This window comes from Sulfurimonas sp. hsl 1-7 (assembly GCF_030577135.1).
Taxonomy (GTDB): domain Bacteria; phylum Campylobacterota; class Campylobacteria; order Campylobacterales; family Sulfurimonadaceae; genus Sulfurimonas; species Sulfurimonas microaerophilus.
This window is the reverse complement of sequence record NZ_JAUIRR010000001.1, coordinates 690849-707400: the sequence shown is the minus strand read 5'-3', so window position 1 is coordinate 707400 and position 16552 is coordinate 690849. Positions and strand designations below refer to the sequence as shown.

The following is a 16552-nucleotide window of genomic DNA, read 5'->3' as shown; positions in this document are numbered from 1 at the left end:
ATTTGCAGATATTTGATATAGTCGGTGACGTAGCAGGAAAAAACATACTTTTATTTCAGGGGCCGATGGGTGATTTCTTTAATGTCCTTGATAAGAAGTTTGTAGCTCATGGTGCTACAACATTTCGCATAGGACTGAATGCCGGAGATCAGTTTTTTGCTGATGCACGACACTTTAGCCCTTATAAAGGGACATTACATGACTGGAAAAAGTACATTAAAGAGTATCTTCAATCTTATTGGATCGATATGATCTTTGTATTTGGCGATTGTCGCATCTATCAAAAACAAGCTATAGAGATCGCAAAAAAACTAGGGATAAAAGTATTTGTTTTTGAAGAGGGATATATTCGTCCAGATTTTATTACTCTGGAAGAAAATGGTGTTAACGATAACTCATCCCTTCCAAGAGAATGTCAGTTTTACGATGCTTTAGGGTATGATGAAACAAAGATCTGTAATAGTAAAAATGTAGTGCATATTGGGAATACATATAAAAAAATGGCTATACAAGCCATTATCTATTATATTGTCGCAAATCTTTTTTCTTTTCGATACCCACATTATCAACATCATAGAAACTTTTCTAGTTTGACTGAAGCTGTATATGGAATAAAAAACTATTTTCGAAAAAACCTCTTTAAAATTTTAGAATACGGTAAAGAAAAAATTTATCAAAAGAAACTTTCAAAGCAGTACTATTTTGTAGCACTACAAACTTTTGAAGATTTTCAGATCTCACACCATTCTGACTATAACTCGATCGAGGAGTTTATTTTAGAGGTGCTAGAGTCTTTTTGTATACATGCTCCAAAGGAGAGTTATATCGTTTTTAAACATCACCCTATGGACCGTGGTAAAAAGAATTACAAAAGACTAATACAAAACTATGCAGAGAAAAAAGGGTGTGCCCAGCGTGTAAAAGTAGTATATGACCTGCATCTGCCAACCTTACTCAAAAATGCGATTGCAACTGTCACGATCAATTCAACTGTCGGGATATCTTCTCTTTATCATCAAACACCAACGATCTGTATGGGAAGAAGTTTTTACGATATAGAGGGGCTTACTTCAAAAGGTGTAGCGCTAGATAAGTTTTGGAAAGAGTATAAAGAGGTTGATCAAGAGCTGTTTAATAAGTTTAGATGTTACCTGATCGAAAAGACTCAGATCAACGGAAGTTTTTATAAAACTTTATAAACCCTCCAAGAGTACATGCCACAATCTATCTACTTCCTTATCGCTTAAAAAGAGAGAACTTTTGTTTGTATAAAGTTCTTTGAGTGCTTTATGATTGATAGTCATGGTTTTGTTACAATGAAAATGGGTAGGAAGAAAAGCCCTAATAATCGACGGATCACTCTCAATTTTATTTGAACACAAAAAACAGATATCATCATGATGGAGTCTCCCCTCATACTCTAAAAGTTCCATATAAAGTTCTATAGCTATCCTTTTTGGATTTTGTTTATCCCATTGCTTCGAAGCTCTTTCTAAAAGCTCAAAATAAAATTCACTTAACTCCTCAGCTTCTTTGAGGTGTTGATGAAAAAGTGAGATGAACTGTTGCCATAGTTGCAGTTTTTTCGGATCATTAATCCATTTGTACCCAATATGGATCACATCTTTGAGTCTTGATATAGTCGATTTTGAAGAGGGCTCTATCTCGTAGTCGATTTTAAAACCTATGTTGATCGTACCGTGGCGTGATCCATAGAATCTGTAAAGGGTGTCTAAGCTTGATTTAGATATTATAGTAACAATTAAATCTTCCTCTTTAACACGATTGAGATTTATAATAAAACCTTGCACTTACTGCTTCCTAACGATACAATTTTTAAAATTATACAGAAAATATTCCTTTTATAATAATTTTTTAATCAATATTACTATACAATATTAGAAATCTAGAATCTTCTAAATAAGATAATTTATCTTAAAAAAAGATTAAATTTATACTTTTTTGTATAAAAATTATAAAATTTGGAGTGAAAATGGTAGAACATCATGATTTATTACGATCATTTAAAGATAACTGTGGATTTGGTCTTGTAGCAAATATCAAAAACAAACCATCTCGTAAAGTTTTAAATGATGCGATCACAGCATTAGAACGTATGATGCACCGCGGTGCAGTTGCTGCTGATGGAAAAACTGGGGACGGTAGTGGACTTTTACTTTCTATGCCTGAAGAGTTTATTAGAAAAGAAGCGGAAAAAAATGGTGTTGAGTTACCAAAACAGTTTGCAGTAGCATCTGTATTTACAAAAGATATTAAACATTTAGATGTAATTGAAGAAACTTGTTTAGCAAATGATTTAAAAGTTGTACTTCGTCGTGAAGTGCCGGTAAACACAAATGCATTAGGTGAACAAGCTCTCGAGTCTTTACCAAATATTGTACAGTTGTTTATCGTACCAAACTCTATTATGGCTACTAACAGATTCGATGCACTTTTATACCTTTCTCGTAAAGAGGTTGAACATCAACTGATCGATGATAGAAATTTCTACATCGCTTCTATGAGTTCAAGTGTTTTATCGTATAAAGGTCTTGTTATGCCTACGCATATTAAAGAGTTTTATAAAGATTTAACAGATGAAGCATTTAAAATTTCATTTTCACTTTTCCACCAAAGATTCTCGACAAATACACTTCCAGAGTGGCGTTTGGCTCAACCATTCCGTGCAGTGGCACACAATGGTGAGATCAACTCTGTAGAGGGTAACCGTATTAACGTAGAGATCAAATCTGAATCTATCAAGTCTGAAGTATTCAGTGATGAAGAGATCAAAAGACTTCTTCCGATCCTACAAAAAGGTGCATCGGATAGTGCTAGTGCAGATAACTTCTTAGAGTTTTTACTTGTAAACGGTATGGATTTCTTTAAAGCTGTTCGTGCAGTGATCCCTTCAGCATGGCAAAATGCTCCGCACATGGATCCTGAACTTCGTGCATTTTATGAGTACCACTCAACTGTATTTGAAGCATGGGACGGTCCGGCAGCATTCTCTGTAACAGACGGTAGATATATCGGTTGTGCACTAGATAGAAACGGTTTACGCCCTTCAAAATATATTGTTACAAAAGATGACAACCTTTTAATTGCATCTGAGTACGGTGTAATAGATATCGCTGAAGAAGATATCAAAGAGCGTGGACGTCTTCAATCTGGTCAAATGATCGGACTTGACCTGAAATATGGGAAACTTTTAAAAAGTGATGATATCGACAACTATTTAAAATCTTCTAACCCATACATGAAGTGGTTAAATGAGCACATGATCTATCTTCAAGAGCATGTAGAGGATCAGTATGCTGAGATCGATACTTTAGAGGGTGACGAGCTAATTAGAAGACAAAAATTCTTTAACATCACTCAAGAAGTTGTTGAGCAAGTAATTGAGCCTATGATTACTGAAGGTAAAGAGGCAGTTGGTTCTATGGGTGATGATACACCTCTAGCAGCTTTCTCAACAAAACAAAGAAACTTTACTGATTTCTTTAAACAAAAATTTGCGCAGGTAACAAACCCGCCAATCGATCCGATTCGTGAAAAAGTTGTTATGAGTTTAAATACAGGTTTTGGTGAAATTCACAATATCTTAAACGAGATCCCAACTCATGCACATAGATTAAAATCTATTTCACCGATCATTACGGCTGAGAAATTAAGAGTATTAAAATCTTTCGGTGACGAGAAGTCTCCAAGCTACCAAAGCTTTTATAAAAATAAGACATTCTCAACTGCATATAAAGGTGCGTTAAGAGCTGCTTTAGATACTTTAGTTGAGACTATTATAGACTCAGTTAAAAATGAGGGTACAAGAATCGTTATCTTAGACGATAAAGATTTTAGTGCGGATAATAAAGTTATCCCTATGGCTATGGCTGTTGGACGTGTTAACTTTGCACTACTAAAAGCAAAAATTCGTCACCTTGTATCTATCGTTTCAGTTACTGGAGAGGTGACAGATTCTCACTCTGCTGCAGTACTTCTTGGGTATGGTGCAAGTGCTGTATATCCAAACTTACTTTTTAGTACGGTTGCAGATCAATTAACTCGTGGTAAAAATAGTAACATCGAGCAATCAGAAGCACTAAAAGCAGCACACTCTGCGCTTAACGGTGGTCTTTTAAAAATTATGTCTAAAATGGGTATCGCGACAATCGCTTCATACAGAAACTCTGGACTATTTGACGTAATGGGACTTTCTCGTGAAATCGTACAAGATTGTTTTGAAACATCAAATGTAGCAGTTCCTGGTTTAACATATGAAGATATTGATGCAAGAATTGAAAAATTCCATAAATCAGCATTCAAAGATGATGGATTTAAAAAGATTTTCCCACTTAATATCGGTGGTTTCTATAAGTTCTATACTGAGCAAGAGCACCACGATTTCGGTCCGTCTGTTATTCATGCAATCCATGCAGCTGTTGACAGCGGAAAAACAGAAGATTTTGAAAAACTAAAAGCGATTGTAAATAAACGTGGCCTGAAATTTATTCGTGATTTCTTTGAACTAAAATCTGACAGAAAAGCTATCGATATCTCTGAAGTTGAGCCAAAAGAAGCTATTTTCAAACGTTTCGTTTCAGCTGCAATGAGTTTAGGTTCTATCTCTCCTGAAGCACATGAGACATTAGCGATCGCTATGAACACAATCGGCGGTCAATCTAACTCAGGTGAGGGTGGAGAAGACAAAGCTCGTTTTGGAACAAACAGAGTTTCTAAAATTAAACAGGTTGCATCTGGACGTTTCGGTGTTACTCCTGAGTACCTAAGAAGTGCAGAAGAGATCCAAATTAAAGTAGCTCAAGGTGCAAAACCTGGTGAAGGTGGACAATTACCGGGTCACAAAGTAACAGGTCTTATCGCTAAGTTACGTCATACGGTTCCTGGTGTTACACTAATTTCGCCTCCGCCACACCACGATATCTATTCGATCGAAGATTTAGCACAGCTGATTTTCGATCTGAAACAAGCAAATCCTAAAGCAAAAATTGCGGTAAAACTTGTTTCAACTATCGGTGTTGGTACAATTGCAGCGGGTGTTGCAAAAGCGTATGCAGATAAAATTATTATCTCTGGTGGTGACGGTGGTACAGGTGCTGCTCCACTTACATCTATCAAGTTTGCGGGTAACCCATGGGAATTAGGTCTTTCTGAAGCGCATAATGCTCTTAAAGCAAATAACTTACGTGGTTTAGTTGAAGTACAAACTGACGGTGGTCTTAAAACTGGTTTAGATGTTGTTAAAGCTGCACTTCTTGGTGCTGAGTCTTATGCCTTTGGTACTGGTGTTCTTGCAATTATCGGTTGTAAAATGCTTAGAATTTGTCACGTAAATAAATGTTCTGTAGGTATCGCTACACAAAACGAAAAACTTCGTCAAGAGTTCTTTAAAGGGAAAGTTGAACAAGTTATCAACTACTTTACACTTCTAGCTGAAGATGTAAGAGGAATCATGGCAGAGCTTGGTTTTAAAACTATGGAAGAGATGATCGGACGTGTTGACCTGCTTAAAGTTAAAGATGATGAATTTGCTCAAAAATTTGACTTCTCAGCAGTACTTCACCAAGAAGATGGTGTAAATACTTGTCAACAGCCTTTCAACCCGCCGTTTGATGACAATAGTTTTGAAAAGGGTATTTTACAACAAGCTCGTGAAGCTATTAAGTATCCTGACCATCCGGTGAAAATCAATGCTGAGATCACAAACTTACATAGAAGTTTCGGTACATTAATCTCTGGTGAGATTGCTGAGTACTACGGTGATGAGGGATTAAAACCAGACAGTATTAAGCTTAACCTTACAGGTGTTGCGGGACAAGCTCTTGGAGCATTCCTAAACAACGGTATCTCTATCTACCTTCAAGGTGTAGCGAATGACTATATCGGTAAAGGTATGCACGGTGGTAAAATCATCATCACTTCTAAAAATGAGGGTGAAGAGTTCAGTGCCGGCGGTAACACTTGTCTTTATGGTGCAACTGGCGGAAAACTTTACATCTCTGGAAGCGTTGGTGAGCGTTTTGCAGTAAGAAACTCTGGAGCGCTTGCTATCGTTGAAGGTACAGGAGATAACGCTTGTGAATATATGACAGGCGGTGTTGTTACTATCCTTGGTAAAACTGGTATCAACTTTGGTGCAGGTATGACAGGCGGTGTTGCATTCGTTTATGATGAAGAACACCACTTTATTGAAAATGTTAACCACGAGTTAGTTGAAGCAGTAAGAATCGATACTGATGAGGGTGACGAAGCTAGACATTACCTAAAACGTTTACTAAAAGACTATATTGTTGAAACTGGTAGTGAAAAAGCAAAAGAGATACTAGAAAACTTTAGAGTAGAGGTGAGAAATTTCTGGTTAGTAAAACCTAAAAACTTAACGAAATTACCTCTTAACTTAGAGAATGGAGATTAATAATGAGAGAATTTTTATCAGTAGAAAGAATCGATCCTACAAAAAGATTAGTAGTTGAGAGAACAAAAGATTTTAAAGAGATTTATGAAGTTTTCACTACGAATGATGCATCTACACAAAGTGACAGATGTATCCAATGTGGGGATCCTTATTGTTTAAATAAGTGTCCGCTTCATAACTACATTCCACAATGGCTAAAAGCTGTAAGTGAAAAAGATCTTGAATTCGCATTTAAACTTTCAAATGAGCCATCTCCATTTCCGGAAGTTATGGGAAGAGTTTGTCCACACGACAGACTTTGTGAAGGGGATTGTACTTTAAATGACGGACACGGTGCGATCACAATCGGTTCTGTTGAAACGTACATCAACGAAGAGGGGTTTAAAGCTGGATTAAAACCTGATTTCCCTGGAATTACGACAGATAAAAAAGTAGCAGTAATAGGAAGTGGTCCAGCTGGTCTTTCAGCGGCAACTTATTTATTACGTTCGGGAATTGCGGTAACTATGTATGAAAGAGCTGACCGTGCAGGTGGTCTTTTAACTTACGGTATCCCTAACTTCAAACTTGACAAAAAGATAGTTGATCGTCGTGTAAAACTTCTTCAAGAAGCTGGACTAGAGTTAGTTCTTAACTGTGAAGTAGGAAAAGATATCACTTTTGAAGAGATTGCAGACAAGCATGATGCTATGTTCATCGGTATCGGTGCTACAAAACCAAAATCAGCAGGTATTGCAGGTGAGAAAGCTCCTAATGTTTATGCAGCTATGGATTACCTTACAAATATTCAGAAAAAGAACTTTAGTACTGAATATGACAAAAAGTTTGACTTTAAAGACTTAAATGTTGTAGTTGTTGGTGGTGGTGATACTGCTATGGACTGTTTACGTACAGCGAAACGTGAAGGTGCTAAATCTGTTACATGTTTATACCGTCGTGATGAGCACAACATGCCGGGTTCTAAAAAAGAGTATAAAAATGCTATGGAAGAGGGTGTTGACTTTACTTTCTTAGTATCTCCAAAAGATATTATTCTAAATGAAAACGGGAATGCCGTAGCAGTTGAAGTTGTAAAAACAACTCTTGGTGCTAAAGATGAATCAGGTCGTCAAAGAATGGAAGAGGTAAAAGGTAGCGAGTACCGTGTTAACGCTGATGTTATTATTATGTCTTTAGGATTTGACCCTGTAGTTCCGTCATTCTTAGCAGAAAACGGAATCGAGACAAACGGTTGGGGTGGAATCATTATTAATGATGAAACTCATGAAACATCTACTTCTGGTGTATATGCCGGAGGGGACTGTTTCCGTGGAGCTGATCTTGTTGTAACTGCTGCATATGACGGTCGTGAAGCTGCTCGTAGTATTGTAGAATCTCTACTAAAATAAGTTATATCTCCACCTCGGAGATATAAACTTTTTAAATAAACCTTCTCTAAAAACTTCAATTATTAAGTATAAATTTGCTATAATTCCCCACTATTATTAATTAAGGATATTTTTTTGAATTTACTAAACCTTTTTACTAGATCATCACAAACTAAAGAACCTGAAAAAGTTGAAGCTTCTGCACAGTGGATAAAATGTAAATCTTGTCACTCTTTAATGTACTACAAAGAGGTTGAAAATCAAAATTATGTATGTCCTAAATGTGGATTTCATATCCGTATAGGTGTGAAAGAGCGTATCGCTTTACTTGCGGATGAAGGAACTTTTGTTGAACACGATGCATCTTTAGAACCTGTAGATCCACTTAAATTTGTTGACAAAAAACCGTATACTAAACGTGTAGAAGAGGGTTTTGCAAAAACTGGTAGAAAGTCTTCTGTAGTAAGCGGTAGTTGTACGATGAACGGCGTAGGTGTAGAAGTAGTTATCTTTGACTTCTCGTTTATGGGTGGATCACTCGGTTCTGTAGAGGGTGAAAAGATTGTTCGCGCGGTAAATCGTGCAATTGAGAACAAACACGGTCTTATCATCTTCTCAGCTTCAGGTGGAGCTAGAATGCAAGAGAGTACATTCTCACTTCTACAAATGTCTAAAACGTCTGCGGCTTTAGCAAAACTTGGTCAACACAACCTTCCGTATATTTCAGTACTTACTGACCCTACAATGGGTGGTGTATCTGCATCGTTTGCAACATTAGGTGATATCATCATCGCTGAGCCGGGTGCACTTATCGGTTTCGCAGGGCAAAGGGTTATTGAGCAAACTATCGGTTCTGAACTTCCAGACGGCTTCCAGAGAGCTGAGTTCTTACTTGAAAAAGGTTCTATTGATATGATCGTTAATAGAAATGAGTTAAAAAAGACACTTTCAGACCTCCTTACACTTCTTAAAAAAGATTAAAATGCGTTTATATGCACTTTGCGATCAAGAGATGCTCGATACTCGCGGCATCTCTGTAGAAAAGTATATAGAACTAGCAAAAGCAAAAAATGCTGAAATAATTCAGTACAGAAACAAATCTGCGGATATATCTCTTATTAAACAACAACTTATCAACATCAGAAAAATCTATGACGGTTTTCTAATCGTAAACGATGCTTATGAGCTTATAGAGTTTTGTGACGGTGTACACGTTGGACAAGAAGATCTTGCACAGATTGATACAGATACAAAAAAAGCTGTAAAGATTTTAAGAAATGTGATTGGAAAAGATAAAATTTTAGGTATCTCTACTCATAATAATGAAGAGGTTCTCGCTGCTAATGAGATGGACCTAAACTACATAGGTTTAGGTGCATACAGAGACACATCTACAAAGAAAGATATATCACATGTCTTAGGAGATGATTTAGATGCAATTGCCAGGCTTTCAAAACATTATGTTGCTGCAATCGGTGGAGTAAAAGAGGAAGATCGCTTTGCAAATGTTACATATCATGTGATAGGAAGTGGTCTGCTCATATGAATGTAGAGATTATTTCCATCGCAAAAAAAGAGAAATCTATATACGATCCCCTTTATAAAGACCTAACAAAGATGATTTCACGCTTTGCAAAAGTGAGTGATACCGAAATTTTTACAAAAGATGTAACAAAAGCACACACTATCTCACCAGAGGCCTCACAAAGGGCATATACAAAGGTTTTAGAACCTCATTTAGGGAGTGGATTTAGCGTAACTTTGCATCCTGATGGAAAATTAATCGACAGTTTTGAATTTAGTAAGCTTTTAAATGATAAAATGTCGGTGAAATTTTTCATCGGCGGAGCTTACGGCTTTGAAGATGAGTTTTTGAAAAAAAGTGATGCAGTTATAAGTTTAGGTAAAATCACTATGAGTCATAAAATAGCAAAAGTTGTTTTGCTAGAACAGATCTATAGAGGGTTTTCTATACTCAGCAATCATCCATATCACAAATAAGGGAAACAAGTAAGTGCAAGCAAGTGAATTAGAGTTTTTTAAAGAGATACTAGAGAGTCGTAAAGAACAGATTGAAAAAAATATCAATGGTGTTAACGACGAACTTAACGGGCTAAGTTCTCTAGAACTAAATGATGAAGGTGATCACGCTTCAGTAAATAATAATTCAATGGTAGAGAGTGCTATAGTAGAGCAACAACAAAAAGAATTGAATGAGATACTGGTTGCTCTAGGAAAGATATCTAAAGGTGGATATGGCATCTGCGAAATGTGTGAAGATGAGATAGGTTTTCAAAGACTGAAAGTAAAACCTCATGCTGTTTATTGTATAGATTGTAGAGAGATAGCAGAAAAGTCTAAAAAATAAAGGATTTTAATATGATGTACTTAAAAAGATACACAATAGCCTCGTTAATATGGATGGCATTAGTTGGTTGGTTTGTTTATGCATACGTAACGCCAGAAACTTTTGCAATCAACCTATTTGGTACGCAAATGCCAGCTTTATCGATCGCATTATTAGTTGTTATTCCTGTTTTTATATTGTACATCGCTAGTACTGCACACATGTGGTTCCATTCACTTATGCGCAGTTTTCAAGATCGTAAGTATCAAAAAGATTATGACAAAATTATCGATGCTACAGTAGATGCTTACTTAGGCAAAGCAAATAGACATTACGAATTTAGAACACCAAGATATAAACTTCTTGGAATGTTACTTGAGAATACTGCTATTGCACCTTTAAAAGATATTGCAGGTTCTACAAATAATGAAAAAATTGACAATATCCTAGAACTTATAAATAAAATTAAAGCAGGTGAAGTTGTTGATCTAAAACCTTATGGTCTTAGAGCTGAGAATGAACTTGTTATTGCAAATAAAAGAAACAAGTATAAAAGCGGTGGACTTACTGCAGAAGCTGTTTTAAATAATCCGGCAAAATATGCGGAAGTATTACGTAAAGAGGTGTATGTAGATTATGTACAAACAGCTTCTTTAGAAGGTATTGAAAAATATAAAGAGTGTATGAGTGAAGAGGCTTTAAGTACAATTTTTGCACGTATTAATGCTGATAAAAACCGTATTGAGATTCCAAACGAACAACTTATTGAATTGATGAATATGTTAGAGTTAGATAAAAAAAGCCTTATCAATATCTCTCGCACACTTTCAAAAAGCAGTATGATTCCAGAGCAGAGAATGAAACTGTTTGAGACACTTATTGAATCGAATGAAGATGCAATGGATGCTTACCTTTATACACTGTTCGATCTAGAAATGATTGCCCCTGCCGATGAGATTTTAGATATCACTTCTGCTGATGAGTATTTAAACTTTAGAGCATACCGTGCACTTAAAGAGTGTGGGAAAAACTTCCATATAGATATGTTTATATAGAGAATTATGTCACAAAAAATATCTTTTGAAAAACCTATTTATGTTTTAGCACCATTAGCCGGATTTACCGATCTCCCTTTTAGAAGTGTCGTAAAAAAGTTTGGAGCTGATCTTACTGTTAGTGAGATGTTAAGCTCTAACGCTTTAGCACACGGCTCTAAAAAAACACTTCACATGATTGAAAAGTCTCCACTTGAAGATCCTTACTCTGTTCAAATTGCAGGTGCCGATACAAACATAGTACGCCAGGCAGTTGAAGTGCTCAATGAGCAAGAGGGGATAGATATAATCGATCTTAACTGCGGTTGTCCTGTTCCAAAAGTAGTAGGGCACGGAAGCGGAAGTTCACTTCTGTTAGACCTGCCTTTAATGGGTGATATTATTAAAACTATCAAAGATACTTCGAACAAATCTATGACTTCGGTAAAAATAAGACTTGGATTTGAAGAGAAAAATCATGTGGATATCGCAAAAATCGTTGAAGACAGCGGAGCAGACTTTTTAGCAGTTCACGGTCGTACACGTGCAGGAAAGTTTAAAGCTCCGGTTGATTACGATGCAATAGCAGAGATCAAAAAAGCGGTTAACATTCCTGTAATAGCAAACGGTGATATCGATTCTTACGAAAAAGCAAAATGGGTGCTAGAGCACACAGGGGCTGACGGTGTAATGATCGGACGCGGTGCTGTCGGGGCTCCTTGGATCTTTCATCAACTCCGTACAGGAAGTGAAGATATAGCACTTGATCTTAAACATGAGATCATTATGGAGCATTACGATAAGATGATAGAGTTTTACGGTGCTCACGGTGTAGCAATGTTTAGAAAACATACACATACATACTCAAAAGGATATCGCGGTGCTTCAGCGCTTCGAAACCAAGTAAATACAATAGTTGACATTCAAGAGTTTAGAGATGTCATCGATGAGTTTTTCAAAAACTCTGAAATGGTATCTTGATGCTTGAGATTAGCGAATCGATCAAAAATCTAGAGAAAGAAGATATCGCTGATAACTTACTTCACTATGCGTATAATACAAAGCATTTACTCTCTCTAATAAAAAAGGGCGTTGATCAAGATGATCCTTCATACCTGAGTTCATACCGCTCTTTTGAAGGTGAAGTCTTTGAAAACTTTATCTACGAAAAGCTTCTTCGCTATGCCCAAGAGAATGACTATATTACAAAGTTTATTTTAAAAGGATTCCACCAAAATAAGCAAAAAGCGTATGCAAATACTCTTTCCATCAGTGAAAAAGAGCAAATCGTTTACAGAACAAAATCACGTGAGATTAGTGAATTTGATGCAATGTTCATTACGAAAAACAATGAGCTTTATTTTGTAGAGATGACGCTTGTAAAAAATGTGCTCAAACTCCGTAAACGTTTACGGAAGAAAAAAGCTCTTTTAGAAATCATATTTCCACATTACGAGATCAAAGCACTGATCATTTTAAACCACGGTGCTACAGGTTACAAACAGTTCCCTTCTTATTGTAAAGTTTGGTTTACAAAAGAGTTTTCAGCTACGGAAGTACTAGAGTACATCATGGATCTTGACAAGCAAAAACTCCAACCAAAAGATAGAGTGAAATCTTCTAAAATGGTTGAGGCACATACGCTGAAACTGCATCCTTTTAGATATTACAATACGATGAGCTGGATCACAAAAACTCTTCGAAGTCATAAAAAACACATTGTAGATATGGGCTTTTTATATAATCCTAAAATTCAGAGATATCATGACCTTTACAATAAGTTTTACATTGGATTTATCTCAACGCAAAGTGCGCAAAAGATTATAGGAATAGATCCAAAAGATTACAAAGAGGATCAAAGAGTTGTTGTTGCAATCGAGAAAAAACACTCAGATGAGATTGTACTTACATACTACATTCAAACTGCAAGAAAAAATCTTTATTTGTATAGTTTCAATGATGATGGTAAACTTGTAAAAGAGAAAAAAGATCCTTACGGTATTACGGTGACGGAAGTTTTCCATATAAATAAGATGATGGATGATGAATATAAACTAAGTGTTGCCAACTTAAATGTCATAAAAAAACTTCTTCTTGAGAGGTTTCAAAGAAAAAGATAATCGATTGTTTATTTTTTCAACAATGAAAAGGACGGTATGTAATAATAATATATTACACTACAACTATGAAAAAACTGATATTTACAGATTTAGACGGTACCTTGTTAAATCACGATGATTACTCTTTCGAACCGTCCCTTCAAGCCCTCAATAAAATCAAAGAAACACAAACTCCCCTTATATTTACAACGAGTAAAACAAAAGCCGAAGTTATACAACTACAAAAAAAAGTCGGTATAATAGAACCATTTATAACTGAAAACGGTGCAGCTTTGTTTATACCAAAAGGGTATCAAGGTCTGGCTTTAGAAGATCTAGAAGAGTACGATGGGTACAAAATGATTCTCTTTGGAAAGCGCTATAATGAAGTTGTGAGCTTTTATAATCAGTATAAAAAAGAGTTTTGTATGAAAGGGTTTAGTGAGATGAGTGTCGACGATATTATGCTTTTAACACAGCTTGATTATGAACATGCTTCTCTGGCCAAACAGAGAGATTTTACTGAACCTTTTGTTATTGAAGACCCTGCTAAAATACAAGAGCTAGAAGTTTTAGCCGAGAGTTACGATCTTAAAGTAACGCAAGGCGGGCGTTTTTACCATCTTATAGCAAAAGGTCAGGATAAAGGGGTGGCAGTTAAAGAAACAACCCGGCTATTTCGGAAACTTTTTGATGAAGATATAGAGACTTTCGGTTTTGGAGATAGTTACAATGACATACCGATGTTTAAAAATGTCGATAACCCCATTATTATTCAAAACCATTGCGGTAGATACATCACTACCGACATAAAGAACATTGAGAAATCCACTTATCAAGGAAGTGCCGGATTTAACGAAAAGGTGTTAAGCGATGTCTTCTAAAATACTCTTGCAAAAGATATTTTACAAAGCATTAAAAAGTGTACAGGCAGAAACGATTATTGGCAAAAGTATTGCACTAAAAGAAAACTCCCTACTGATAGTAGATCAAAACATCCCCCTAAAATCTTTTAAAAATCTCTATATATTCAGTGTCGGAAAAGCGGGGTACGATATGGCCAAGGAATCTGAAAAGATCTTAGGAGGTCGTATCAAAGGGGGACTCTCAGTCTCTTTAAAAAATAAAAAACTCTCTTATATAAAAACATGTCAATCATCCCATCCTAAAGTATCAAATAAAAGCTTTCAGTGTGCAACTCAAATGATCAAAGAGATAAAGAAGCTTAAAAGTGATGATCTGTTTATTTTCTTTTTAAGCGGCGGTGCCTCGGCGATGATCGAAAAACCGATCAACAATCTCTCCTTGGATGAGTTTGAAAAAATATCTAATGCCTTATTGGTTTCCGGGGTAGATATTAAAGCGCTCAATACAGTTAGAAAATCTATCTCTGCTATTAAAGGTGGCAAGCTGGCTAAGATGTGTAAGGCCAAAGGGTTTGTATTGGTTTTGAGTGATGTAATAGGGGATGACCTTCAGACGATTGGTTCAGCCCCTATGCTAAGTAAAAAATTTCCCCACTATGTTATCGGCAACAACACTATAGCTTTAAAAAGTGCACAAAACTATATAAAAAATTATGTACAAAAAACAAAAATCTTAACAACAACCTTAGACACAAGCTCTAAAAAAGCGGCAAAGTACATCTGTAATGAAATTGAGCAATATGACCAAAGATATGATTCTTTTTGTCTTTTAATAGGAGGAGAAACAACCTTACGGGTAAAAGGTGATGGAATCGGCGGACGTAATAGTGAACTGGCATTACGGCTGTTAATGAGTAAATGTATAACGGAAGATATATCAATATTATGTGCCGGCAGTGATGGAGTTGACGGTAACTCTGATGCCAACGGTGCATTTGTTGAACACACTCTTTTAACAAAAAGTAAGAAGCAAGAACTTGATCCGAAACACTATCTTAAAACTAATGATAGTGCCACGTTCTTTCAAAAACTAGGAGCAGGGTTTATTACAGGTTTGACAGGGACAAATGTGATGGATTTTATAATTATTTTAAAACAAACAAAAAAGGGGTAGCAATGGCAGATTTTTTTCAAAACGGGATTATTACGACACTGCAAAATGTATCAGAGAGAAGTTTAGAAGATATTGAACATGAATTAGAGAAGTTTGCAAAACGACGTAATATGGTGTTATTGTTACCGGCACTCTATTCCGAATTTGAAACACCGGCAATGCAAACCATACTCAATGAACTAAAAGGTGTGAAGTATATCTATAAAATTATTCTGGGACTTGATGCGGCAACAAAAGAGCAGTATGAAAAAGTAAAAGAGATTATGTCTGTTCTTGATATCCCTGTAGATATTTTATGGAATGATGGACCTCAGATACAAGCACTGTATAAAGATATATCGGAGGTCGGTTTTGGGAGCCTAGATATAAAAGGGAAGGGGAGAAATGTGTGGACAATGATAGGTCACGCTCTCTCAGATCCAAATGCCCATGCTTTTGCTTTACATGACTGCGATATTGTAAATTATTCCCGTGAAATCCCTGCAAAATTGTTTTATCCTATTGTCCATCCGGCATTAAATTTTGAGTTTAACAAAGGCTACTATTCAAGAGTGACAAATAAACTTCACGGCAGGGCTACAAGACTCTTTTATTCACCGCTTATTACAGCCTTGCGTTTAACGTACGGAGATTGCAGGTACTTAGAGTATATGGGGAGTTTCCGTTATGCACTCTCGGGAGAGTTCTCGTTTATCAGAACATTAGCACGCAGTATCCGAATCTCGCCTACATGGGGACTGGAAGTCTCAACACTTAGTGAGGTGTTTGACAATACATCGGTCAGAAGAATTTGTCAGACGGAGATTATGCAGAGTTATGAGCATAAGCATCAAGAGTTAAAAAGTAAAGACAAAGAGAATGAGCTTGACGGCGGTATAGCAAAAATGGCTATAGATATTGCACAAACTATTTTTAGAATTATGTCGCAACAAGGGATCGTTTTTTCTGATGAGTCTTTAAAAACATTACGTGCTACATTCTTTCATGAAAGTAGAAAAGCGATTGGTAAGTTTGATGCCTTGGCAAAACTAAACGGTGTAACATACGATCGAAAAAAAGAGATCGATGTTGTGGAGAACTTTGAAAAAGCATTGGAAAGAGCTTGTGATGAGTTCTCAGCAGATCCTTTCGGTGTTCCGGCACTTTCTGCATGGACAAGTGTACGTTCCGTGTTCCCGGAAATATCGGAAGCTTTTATCAAGAGTGTACAATCTGAATCATAGGAGAATAAG

General features: G+C 36.3%; 14 protein-coding genes. 13 read left to right on the top strand and 1 reads right to left on the bottom strand.

What is annotated here, in order from left to right; all coding sequences use genetic code 11:
* Positions 1-2 precede the first annotated feature (2 nt).
* Positions 3-1199, top strand: coding sequence for a capsule biosynthesis protein (locus QWY88_RS03400; RefSeq protein ID WP_304544068.1), 1197 nt, complete (start codon positions 3-5; stop codon positions 1197-1199).
* Here the strand turns inward: QWY88_RS03400 and recO are convergent.
* Entirely contained in the window at positions 1194-1811 is a 618-nt protein-coding gene (gene recO / locus QWY88_RS03395) for a recombination protein RecO (protein ID WP_304544066.1), read from the bottom strand. The genes QWY88_RS03400 and recO overlap by 6 nt on opposite strands.
* Positions 1812-1993: 182 nt before the next feature.
* On the opposite strand from recO, the gene gltB reads away from it, so the two are divergent.
* The 12 genes from gltB (at position 1994) to QWY88_RS03335 (ending at position 16543) form a co-directional block, all read left to right on the top strand.
* Positions 1994-6433: a glutamate synthase large subunit gene (gltB, locus tag QWY88_RS03390; RefSeq protein ID WP_304544064.1), complete on the top strand. Its 4440-nt coding sequence runs from the start codon at positions 1994-1996 to the stop codon at positions 6431-6433.
* 2 nt (positions 6434-6435) lie between these two features.
* Positions 6436-7821 carry a glutamate synthase subunit beta gene (locus QWY88_RS03385; RefSeq protein WP_304544062.1) on the top strand — a complete coding sequence of 462 codons (1386 nt, stop codon included), beginning with the start codon at positions 6436-6438 and terminating at the stop codon, positions 7819-7821.
* A 114-nt stretch (positions 7822-7935) separates the two neighbouring features.
* Positions 7936-8781 carry an acetyl-CoA carboxylase, carboxyltransferase subunit beta gene (gene accD, locus QWY88_RS03380; protein WP_304544060.1) on the top strand — a complete coding sequence of 282 codons (846 nt, stop codon included), beginning with the start codon at positions 7936-7938 and terminating at the stop codon, positions 8779-8781.
* 1 nt (position 8782) lies between these two features.
* Positions 8783-9346 carry a thiamine phosphate synthase gene (locus QWY88_RS03375; protein ID WP_304544057.1) on the top strand — a complete coding sequence of 188 codons (564 nt, stop codon included), beginning with the start codon at positions 8783-8785 and terminating at the stop codon, positions 9344-9346.
* Positions 9343-9801: a 23S rRNA (pseudouridine(1915)-N(3))-methyltransferase RlmH gene (locus QWY88_RS03370; RefSeq protein ID WP_304544055.1), complete on the top strand. Its 459-nt coding sequence runs from the start codon at positions 9343-9345 to the stop codon at positions 9799-9801. The genes QWY88_RS03375 and QWY88_RS03370 overlap by 4 nt, the downstream gene beginning before the upstream one ends.
* Positions 9802-9814: 13 nt before the next feature.
* Positions 9815-10168, top strand: a complete 354-nt coding sequence (gene dksA, locus QWY88_RS03365) for an RNA polymerase-binding protein DksA (RefSeq protein WP_304544053.1) — start codon at positions 9815-9817, stop codon at positions 10166-10168.
* Positions 10169-10179: 11 nt separating this feature from the next.
* On the top strand, positions 10180-11202 hold the full coding sequence (locus QWY88_RS03360) for a hypothetical protein (protein ID WP_304544051.1): 1023 nt from the start codon (positions 10180-10182) through the stop codon (positions 11200-11202).
* A 6-nt stretch (positions 11203-11208) separates the two neighbouring features.
* A complete protein-coding gene (dusB, locus tag QWY88_RS03355) occupies positions 11209-12162 on the top strand; it encodes a tRNA dihydrouridine synthase DusB (protein WP_304544049.1) in 954 nt (317 codons plus the stop codon).
* Positions 12162-13301: a hypothetical protein gene (locus tag QWY88_RS03350; RefSeq protein ID WP_304544047.1), complete on the top strand. Its 1140-nt coding sequence runs from the start codon at positions 12162-12164 to the stop codon at positions 13299-13301. Before dusB ends, QWY88_RS03350 begins: the two co-directional genes overlap by 1 nt.
* A gap of 65 nt (positions 13302-13366) precedes the next feature.
* Entirely contained in the window at positions 13367-14164 is a 798-nt protein-coding gene (locus QWY88_RS03345) for an HAD-IIB family hydrolase (RefSeq protein ID WP_304544045.1), read from the top strand.
* A complete protein-coding gene (locus QWY88_RS03340) occupies positions 14154-15320 on the top strand; it encodes a glycerate kinase type-2 family protein (RefSeq protein ID WP_304544043.1) in 1167 nt (388 codons plus the stop codon). Before QWY88_RS03345 ends, QWY88_RS03340 begins: the two co-directional genes overlap by 11 nt.
* Before the next feature lie 2 nt (positions 15321-15322).
* On the top strand, positions 15323-16543 hold the full coding sequence (locus QWY88_RS03335) for a glycosyl transferase (protein ID WP_304544041.1): 1221 nt from the start codon (positions 15323-15325) through the stop codon (positions 16541-16543).
* The last annotated feature ends 9 nt before the right edge of the window (positions 16544-16552 follow it).